This is a genomic window from Streptomyces sp. NPDC045846 (assembly GCF_056431605.1).
The window spans coordinates 47,467-56,148 of the sequence record NZ_JBWKKJ010000026.1; the positions used below are offsets into that span (position 1 = coordinate 47,467).

At 70.3% G+C, this 8,682-nt stretch carries 8 protein-coding genes; 3 read left to right on the forward strand and 5 right to left on the reverse strand.

What is annotated here, in order from left to right:
* Position 1 precedes the first annotated feature (1 nt).
* Both AC07F3_RS39545 and AC07F3_RS39550 read right to left on the reverse strand, forming a co-directional pair.
* Entirely contained in the window at positions 2 to 343 is a 342-nt protein-coding gene (locus AC07F3_RS39545) for a hypothetical protein (RefSeq protein ID WP_479119765.1), read from the reverse strand.
* Positions 344 to 410: 67 nt separating this feature from the next.
* A complete protein-coding gene (locus AC07F3_RS39550; RefSeq protein ID WP_479119766.1) occupies positions 411 to 1,394 on the reverse strand; it encodes an HD domain-containing protein in 984 nt (327 codons plus the stop codon).
* A gap of 509 nt (positions 1,395 to 1,903) precedes the next feature.
* On the opposite strand from AC07F3_RS39550, the gene AC07F3_RS39555 reads away from it, so the two are divergent.
* Complete coding sequence (locus AC07F3_RS39555; protein ID WP_479119767.1) at positions 1,904 to 2,917, forward strand: NADPH:quinone reductase; 1,014 nt, start codon at positions 1,904 to 1,906, stop codon at positions 2,915 to 2,917.
* A gap of 117 nt (positions 2,918 to 3,034) precedes the next feature.
* Here the strand turns inward: AC07F3_RS39555 and AC07F3_RS39560 are convergent, their stop codons facing one another.
* On the reverse strand, positions 3,035 to 4,021 hold the full coding sequence (locus AC07F3_RS39560) for an Lrp/AsnC family transcriptional regulator (protein ID WP_479119768.1): 987 nt from the start codon (positions 4,019 to 4,021) through the stop codon (positions 3,035 to 3,037).
* 83 nt (positions 4,022 to 4,104) lie between these two features.
* Here AC07F3_RS39560 and AC07F3_RS39565 point away from each other — a divergent pair, with 83 nt between their 5' ends.
* Positions 4,105 to 5,760, forward strand: a complete 1,656-nt coding sequence (locus AC07F3_RS39565; RefSeq protein WP_479119769.1) for an FAD-dependent monooxygenase — start codon at positions 4,105 to 4,107, stop codon at positions 5,758 to 5,760.
* 241 nt (positions 5,761 to 6,001) lie between these two features.
* The gene (locus tag AC07F3_RS39570) at positions 6,002 to 6,442 is read left to right on the forward strand and encodes a GNAT family N-acetyltransferase (RefSeq protein WP_479119770.1); all 441 of its coding nucleotides are present in this window, start codon (positions 6,002 to 6,004) and stop codon (positions 6,440 to 6,442) included.
* 119 nt (positions 6,443 to 6,561) lie between these two features.
* Here AC07F3_RS39570 and AC07F3_RS39575 read toward each other — a convergent pair whose 3' ends face one another.
* Positions 6,562 to 7,260 (reverse strand): nucleotidyltransferase domain-containing protein, encoded by a 699-nt coding sequence (locus AC07F3_RS39575; protein WP_479119771.1) that lies wholly within the window; start codon positions 7,258 to 7,260, stop codon positions 6,562 to 6,564.
* A gap of 219 nt (positions 7,261 to 7,479) precedes the next feature.
* Positions 7,480 to 8,139, reverse strand: a complete 660-nt coding sequence (locus AC07F3_RS39580) for a DUF4232 domain-containing protein (RefSeq protein ID WP_479119772.1) — start codon at positions 8,137 to 8,139, stop codon at positions 7,480 to 7,482.
* Between the last annotated feature and the right edge of the window lie 543 nt (positions 8,140 to 8,682).

Below are 8,682 nucleotides of genomic sequence, written 5' to 3' on the forward strand. Positions count from 1 at the left end.
CTCAGGCGCTGCACAGACGCGCCAGCACCCCGCCGTGCTCCTGGACGATGGTCGGTGTTGTGAAGAGGCGGTGCGTCTCCTGGTCGACGGTCTCACTGAAGTCCCCCAGCGGGAGGCGCCCTCGGTCGCGGTCAACGACGGTATACAGCAACTGACTTGGTGATACGTACGTCAGCCCCACCGCGTCCATGCGCACCTGATTCCCCCGCACGCAGGTGGGCGCGCCGGGCGGTGAGGAGACGGGCAGGCGGCGGTTGAGCCGTCCGTCAACCCTCACCGCCTCGTCGCCGTCCTCGGCCTCCGCCGACGTCGACGTCGACGACTCAACCCGCTCCAGCACCATCGTGCGGCGCTTGTTGAGGTGGGTCTCCGCCCCCGAGTCGTGTCCAAGCCAGTCCTACCCCTCGTGATCAGCCAGCCGAGTCGGGGGCGACCCAGCCGAGTGCGGATCTGAGGAACGTGCCGCAGAGAGCATGGAGTTCTTGGTTTGTTTGGAGGACTCGGTGCTCGCAACTGTGGTCACCACTACCGAGGTCCACGTAGTCGAATTCGGCTTCACCGCTGCTCCAGACGCTGATCTGGATACCCCGGTTCCCGGCCTCGACGGTCAGCCATGCGCTGCTCTTGGGGCGGCCGTCTTCTGGTGAGTGCCCAAGCTCGGCGGTGTTCCCACACGCTCGGAGAGCTCCTGCGTTCTTCGCGAACCATGTCGTGAGTGCGGAGGGGAAGTTGGGCGCTTGGCGGCTGCTCGCGGTGGTGGGGTGGGACATCTGGAAGGCGAGGCGCTCATCGGCTTGGGCGCCGATGCGAGCGAGCACACGGTCCAGGTCGAGGAACTCCTCCCAGGCCGGCCTTCCGCTCGCGGTGGCGAGTCTGGCGACGACAAGGTCTTCGAGTTCGGTGACCCGTTTGTTCTTCCAGACCTCGTCGGCCAGGCTGACCAAGAGGTCCTCCATCCCGACCTCTTCGGTGGTCCAAGCGGCGTGTGTTCCAGCGAAGCGGGCCAAGGCGGAGTCGACGCCTCGGCTCATGAGCAGCTCGCGGCCTGCTTCTTCGTGCTGGGCCCCGGGACAGGACAACTCGGCGGGGTGCAGAACTTTGCCGATGTCATGGGTGGCAGCTCCGAAGAGGACGGCGTACGGGTCGATGACCAGATCGAGCTTGCGCGCGGCGATCCATTCCAGGAGTTGTCCCGCGACGTCGTGGACCGCTCGCAGATGGGCGACCAAGCGCGGCGGAGCGTCGAGTTCGTGAAGCAGTTCGGCCGCTTCGACGGGCAGCGGACGCAGCACGGGCCCACCGGTGTCCTGGAGGGCAATCGACAGTACTCGCGAGGTCGTCACCGCGACAGGGTAGCCGTCGCCGTCGCGGCCGAGATCAAGCCTGACCAGCACTTCCACACTCCCTGGCCCTGGGCATACGCCGCACCCGAGACCCGTCAGTGGCCACCGGAACGTCACCGCTCCCTGCCCGTTGACCGATCCGCGAGGTCGGGGCGCCGTAGACACTCATGGGCACATCCAACCGGGAGCCACTGACAGCCCCTCGGCTCAGCAGCCCTGGGACAGTCAACGGCGATTGCGGAAGGGCGCCCCAAGAGCACCCTGGACGCCTGCTCGCGGATTGGGCGAGCCATTGCCTGCACGAATCTCTTCGTACGCCCGGCCAGCCGGTGGAGAACCGAGCAACTCGGGTGTTCCTGTGCACTCACCGCGTCCGACCTCACTCGGCACCTGGTGGCGGAGAACCGGCATCCCGCTCAGCCCGAAACCCGCCGCCGATCGTAACCCCCCTCGGAATACACACTCTGGAGCGGGGGTTCGTACGGGGGTGCCCCGTGCAGGACGGTGTCCTTCCGGTTGCCGGTCGGTGCTCGGGGGCGAGCACGAGAGAGCGGTGAGAGATGAAGTCCGTGGTCCGGACAACTGCCGGCGGCCCCGAGGTCTTGGAGCTTGTCGAGCGGTCGGTTCCCGAGCCGGGGCCGGGTGAGGTTCGCGTGCGCGTGCATGTCTCGGGCGTCAACCCGACCGACTGGCGCAGCCGCAGGCGCCCGCTGCCGCCGGAGATCAAGGAGCAGGTGCCGCATCAGGACGGTGCGGGCGTGATCGACGCCGTCGGCCCGCAGGTCGATCCGGCGCGCGTCGGACAGCGGGTGTGGGTCTGGGAGGCCGCGTGGGAGCGGCCCTGGGGAACGGCACAGCAGTACACCCTCGTCCCCGACCAGCAGGCCGTGGCCCTGCCCGACCACGCCCCGTTCGAGCTCGGCGCCGCCCTGGGCATCCCGGCCCTGACCGCCCACCGCGCGTTGACCGTTCACGATGGCGGGCCGGGGCGTATCGCGCCCGGCACCCTGGACGGTGTCACCGTGCTGGTGGCAGGCGGCGCCGGCGCGGTGGCGAACGCGGCGATCCAGCTCGCCCGCTGGGCCGGGGCGCGTGTGATCACCACGGTCAGCAGCCCCGCCAAGGCCGAGCTGGCGCGCGCGGCCGGTGCGCACCAGGTGGTCAACTACCGGACGCAGGACGCGGCAGCGGAGATCCTGGCCGTCGCCCCCGAGGGCGTCGACATCATCGTGGAGGTCGCACCGGAAGCCAACGCCGCCCTCGACATCCGCGTGGCCGCACGGGGAGCCGTGGTGGCCTACTACTCGGGCGCCGAGGGCGTGCAGCTCTCCGTCCCGGTGCTCCCCTCCCTGTCGGCGAACCTGCGCTGGCAGAGCGTCTTCGTCTACACCGTGCACCCCGCGGCGAAGCGGCAAGCGGTCGCCGATGTCGCGGCAGCCGTGGACGCGGGTGCGCTGCGCGTCGGCGAGGAAGCCGGATTGCCGCTGCACCGCTTCCCGCTGGAACGCACCCGTGACGCGCACGCTGCGCTTGAGCAGGGGATCGTCGGGAAGGTCCTGGTCGACATCCCCTGACCATGCCCCCGGCCAACCGGCGACGGGCCTTGGCCCCGGGATGCGGACATGGGCTTGCTCCTCGTACGAACGCACCGGGAGCTCGATGACACGCCGACCCCGACCGCCCCGCACCGCTCAGATATCGGTGGCGGGGCCGTGGAGCCCGGCGGCGCCCTTGAACGTTTGCAGCACCGGGGCGCTGTCGACGCTCTGTACGCCGCGCAAAGTGGAGATCCGCGTACTCAGGTACGTGTACAGCGCGGGGATGTCGCGTGTCGCCAGCGCGGCGTGGAGGTTGGTGGACCCGCTGGTGGCGGCGACGAAGATGACCTCGGGGTGGTCGGCGAGGGCGAGCCCGACGCGTTCCAGGCGTGCGGGTTCGACCGAGAGCCACAGCAGTGTGCGCACGCCGAGGCCGAGCATGGGCCACCGGGCGTCCACATGGAAGTAGAGCGCTCCGGCGGCGCGCAGCTCGGCCATCCGGCGCTGCACGGTGGAGCGTGAGGCACCCGTCTCCGCGGCCAGCCGGGCGGTGGGCGCGCGACCGTCGTCGCGCAGGAGGCCGAGCAGGTGCCGGTCGAGGTCGTCGAGGTCGACGGGCTGCGCGAGGTCGGTGGAGGGCGGGTCCGCCGGGCTCAGTTGTACGGCTTCCTCGGGCGTGAGGGCGCTCAGCTTGGCGACGACCCCCGCGGCGCGACCTGAGTACACGTGGAGCAGGCAGTGCGCGGTGACGTCCAAGACGCGGGCGGTCTTGGGCAGTTCGCGCAGGAGCAGGCTGTCACCCGGGGTGGCGGCGGTGGTCACACAGACCAGCTCGGTGCCACCCGACGTACGGCTGATCCACGAGGTGTCGCTCCGCCGGGCCAAGGACTGGGCGATCGCCTGCGCCGAGTCCGGGGTACAGCGGATCCGTACCAGCCACTCCACATGTCCCAACCTGGCCCGGTCGATCAGGCCCCACACGCGTACGGCATTGGACGAGCGCAGGCGGCTGTAGCGGCGGGCGACGGTCTGGTCCGACACGCCGATGACCTGGGCGACCCGCGAGAACGGAACGCGTCCGTCGAGGTGGAGGGCGTGCATGATCTGCGCATCGACCCGGTCGAGACCATCAGAATGCATCAGGGAATCCTTCAGGGCGTCGGATCGATTCACCCTATGCGCAGCGGATGGATGGGCCGCATCCGCAGGCCGACGATCAGGTCATGAACGAGAACACTTCGACTCCGGCGCCGCACGGGCCGGCCCCGGACCGCACGTCGGTCCTGATCGTGGGCGGCAGCATCGTGGGCGTCTCCGCCGCGCTCTTCCTCGCGGCACGCGGCGTCACACCGATCCTCGTCGAACGGCACACCGGCATCTCGCCCCGGTTGCGCGCCAAGCTGTTCTACCCCCGCACCATGGAGGCGTACCGCGCCGTCGGAGCCGCCGACGACATCTACGCGATCGAACGGGAGCGCCCCCGCGGCGAGTACGCCGCCGTCGTGGAATCGCTGGCCGGCGCCGAGATCCGGCGTTGGCGCCTGCCCGCCGCCGACGACTACAGCGCCGTCTCCCCCTGCCAGGGCGCCATGGTCAAGCAAGGGGACGCCGAGCGCGTGCTTCGGACGCGGGCGGCTGCCCACGGCGCCGACCTGCGCTTCGGGCACCGCTTCGTCGAGGGTGCGTCCGGGGGCGCGACGCGGCGCTCAAGCGGCACGCGGCAGACCGGTCGGCGGGTCACCGCTCGCGTACTCGACGACCGCGGCATTCCTTACACGGTCGAGGCCGACTACCTGCTGGCGGCGGACGGTGGCGCCAGCACGATCCGGGAGCGCCTCGGGATAACCCGAAGCGGTGACCAGGCCCTCGCGTCCGCCATGGAGCTGTCGTTCACGGCGGACCTGCGGCCGCTGCTCGACGGCCGCGCCCTCGCCCTGGCCTTCGCCGACCAACCGGGCCGCCCCTTCATCTCCTGGACCACAGGCCAGGACTCCGGCGCCGTGTCCATCGGCTACGACCCCGCGACCACGGATCCGGAATCCGCGTTCACCCCCGACCGATGCCAAGCCATCGTCTCCGCGGCCCTCGGGCTCCCCACCTCCGGCTTCCAGGTCACTGGCGCGCGCCCGTGGACGATGGGCGCCTGGGTCGCCGACACCTACCGCGCGGGGCGGGTGTTCCTGGTCGGCGACGCCGCCCACGTCTGCCCGCCGGTCGGCGGGTTCGGCGCCAACACCGGCATCCAGGACGCCTGGAACCTCACGACCAAGCTGGTGTCCGTACTGCGCGGGGACGCTGGAGAGCAACTGCTCGATCAGTACGAATCAGAACGCCGCCCCATCGCCGAATTGACGGTGCGTCAGGCTGTGCTGCGCATGGCCGGCCCCCGCGAACAGGCCCCCGACAGCGCGGAGTTGCTCAGCGAATCCGCGGTGGCGACCGGCTACCGCTACCCCGCGCCCGTCCCCGGCGCGCCCCACCCCCGGGCGCCACTTCCACCGGCCGACGAACCTGATCGCTGGCGGGGCGAACCCGGCACTCGACTGCCGCACCTCCCCCTCGCCGAGGGCACCGACGCGGGCTCCTCGACCCTCGATCTGGTACGCGGTGGACGCCACGTGCTCCTGATCGGTCGGCAGGGACAAACCTGGGCGCAGGCAGCCCGGACCCTCGACCCCGACGGCGCCCTCCTGGACACCATCGTCCTCACCCCGCAGCTCCTGGCCCCCGGTTCGAGCTTCCCGGACCGCTGCGGCATCGGGGAGGACGGAGCGGTGCTCGTCCGCCCCGACGGCATCGTGAGCTGGCGCGCCGCCCACCGCGCCGAAGCGCCGTACGCGGCGCTGGAGACCGCGCTGAGGCAGACGTTGCGACGGTGACATCGGCCGCGACCCGGCTCGTACGCGGGACCGCCTATCCCTGCGGGGCGCACCAAAGCCGCGAGGCCGGTCGGGTGCCGGACTCCACCCTGGGGCAGGTCGCGTACGGCCGCGTCCGGCATCACCCAGCAGCACTCGGACCGGCCGTACGACCGCACAACCTCACGGGGTCGGACTTCGCCCAAGTACCGCAGCCCACACCGGGGTTGACGTAAGCGCCGTCCTCAGGTCTGCTGCTGCGATGCCTGACCTCCGTATCCAACAGCCGGACAGCGACGCCGCGCTCACCGACTGGCAGTACGTCCACAACACGGTCATACCTACCCACGTGCTCTCCCTGGACGAGGTACGCGAGCGTGCCCGGCGCAACCACATGGAGATCGCCTATCTCGGTGACGAACTGGTGGGCTGCACCACAGTGCGCCCTCCGGCCGACGAGACCCTCACGGCCACCGTCATCGCCCGCGTGCTTCCTCGGCACCGCAGGCGGGGGTTCGGCGAGGAGCTCTACACACGCGGACTCAGCCAAGCACAAGAACTGGGAGCCGAGGTGATCGAGACCGTCGTCCTGTCCTCGAACGAGGACGGACTGCGCTTCGCGCTGAAGCACGGGTTCGTCGAGATCGAGCGATACCTGCTACCAGGAGACACCATTCCCTGGATCGACCTGCGACGCTCCTGACCGGGACAACAACCCTCATGGGCACACACATCACAGCGATGCTCACCTCTTCCGGTGCGCCCCAGGGGTGCGGCCGCCATGGCCACGCCGCCGCCGAGTAGTCGCCGCTGGGGCGACTCTCACCGAATCGCATACCCGTCCCACAGCGGGCCGCCGGCCAGGTCCAGCACTTCTGCCACCACCGCGACAAAGCCGTTCACATCCCCGGTGATCGCCTGGGGGACGGTCGCGGACAACGCCCGGTGCACCTCGGGGTCGGCCGCGGCCAGCCGCCGTGACAACCACTTGCCTGAGCCGAGCCAGTGTCCGCCGACCAGGAGGACGAACTCCGACGTGCGCTGGAGCATGTGCGCAACCAAGTACGTCCGCTCGGCGGGGTCCGTGCAGCCACGCAGGTCGTCGAGCAAGTCCGTCAGGATGTAGCGCTGGCAGTCCCGCTCGTGGTCCGAGAGCGGCGGCGGGCCGGCCGCCAAGCGCTGGCGCGCCTCGTCCTGGAGCCCGGCACCGAGCCCGTCGGTGTCCACGAGGAGCATGCCCTCAGCGCACATGGCGAGCAGCGGCGAGCGCCGTCTCGCCGTCTCCTGGTCGGCGAAGCCGTGCCAGTCCACCTCCGTCTGCACGAAGAGCTCCACCGGCCAGCCGCGGTACACGAGGTTCTCCCGGGTCGGAGCCGGCGGCCCGTCCAGGAGGACGACGATGTCCAGGTCAGAGGTGGACGTGCGGCGGCTGGTCAGTACGCTGCCGGCGAGGAAGGCCGCCCGGGCCCCAGGAAATCGGTCCGTCACCAGTTCACGGGCGGTCAGTACGGGGTCGTCCATGAGCGCAGCGTACGTGCCGACGCCTGTCTCGCCGGGTGCTGCGGGGGAGGCGGCGGCTCACTCCGTGACGTCGAGGCAGGCGTGCGGTGCGAGCCGTTGCAGCCCACCCTCGACGGACCGGGCGCGACGCGCGTACCCACCCAACAGCATTACCGCCCAAGTCGGCCGGAATCGGTCAGGGTTCGACAGCAGCGGGCCCGTGTTCAACAGTCGCGGAGGTCACTTGCCGGTGCCGGTGTGGTAGCCGACGGGGTCGACGTACACGTCGGGGGCATTGCCTGTGCCGGCGGCGACGGTGATCTTCAGGCCGTTGAGGTTTATGACGTCGAAGACGGTCTCGTTGGGCGGGGTGACGGCGAGCTTGGTGTAGGTCTTGCCGGAACCGCTGCTGTCGGGGATGTAGTGGAGGAGGAAGCGGGTCTCCTCGCCGGGGGCGATGGTGACGGTGGATGCGGTGGTGTCGGTGTGTGCGGCGTCGGGGCCCTTCTCGCCCAGGCCGTCGGGGCCCATGAGTTGCACGCCGGGGAAGCCGTGCATGGTGCAGGTGGCGGAGCCGGTGTTTTTGAGGTTGACGACGATCTCGTTCTTGGCCCCTGCGGATGCGGCGCTGAAGGCGAGGTGGTCGGTCTTGCACATGGTGCCCGAAGCCGTCGATTTCCGGGACGTGGCCTTGCTCCCAGCGCTGCTGCCGGTTGCGCTGCCCCCGCTGGCGCTGGAGGAAGCGGTGGCCGCGCCCTGGCCGGTCGTGGCGCTGTTCGCGGCAGCCGGGGTGCTGTTCTGGGCGGCCGCGCTGGAACCGTCGTTACCGCCGCACGCGGTCAGCGAGAGGGCCGCCGAGGTGACGACCAGGGCGAGGGCGGAGAACTTCCTGACACGCATGTGGCACTCCTGCGAAGCGGTGTTGTCCGGACCGCCCGAACCGGCGGACCCTTGTCGCTTCTAGAGAAGCCTGTGCCCGGGCGTGCCGTTGCGACGCGGGTTGGATCAAGACACCGCTGTGACAAGCGAGTCGACGAGCGGTGACGAGCATCCGGGAGCAACAGGGCGAACCCGGCGAACCACCACGCCCCCGGGCACGCTCCCTCGTCAGTGCCCTCGGTCACTCAATCAACTGGCGCCGCGCAAGCCCAACATGGCGTGGCGACTTCGGTCCCGCCGCCCGACGCACCTCCTCCGGGCCGCCTACGGAGCTGCGGGCACCCCAACGGACGATTTTGGAGGGGGGAGTTCGATGCGGTGAATCCAGGAGCTCACGAGACCGATCTCCGCCCCCGGCCGGGCCACCGTCGCCACTCGCCACTCGCCACTCGCCACTCGCCACCCCACAGGGAGTGTCCAATAGACGGCGGATCCGATGATCAAGGAGACGCCTGATGAGTGAGACCATGACCGAGCACGGGGCCGTGGAGGAGCCGGTCGTCG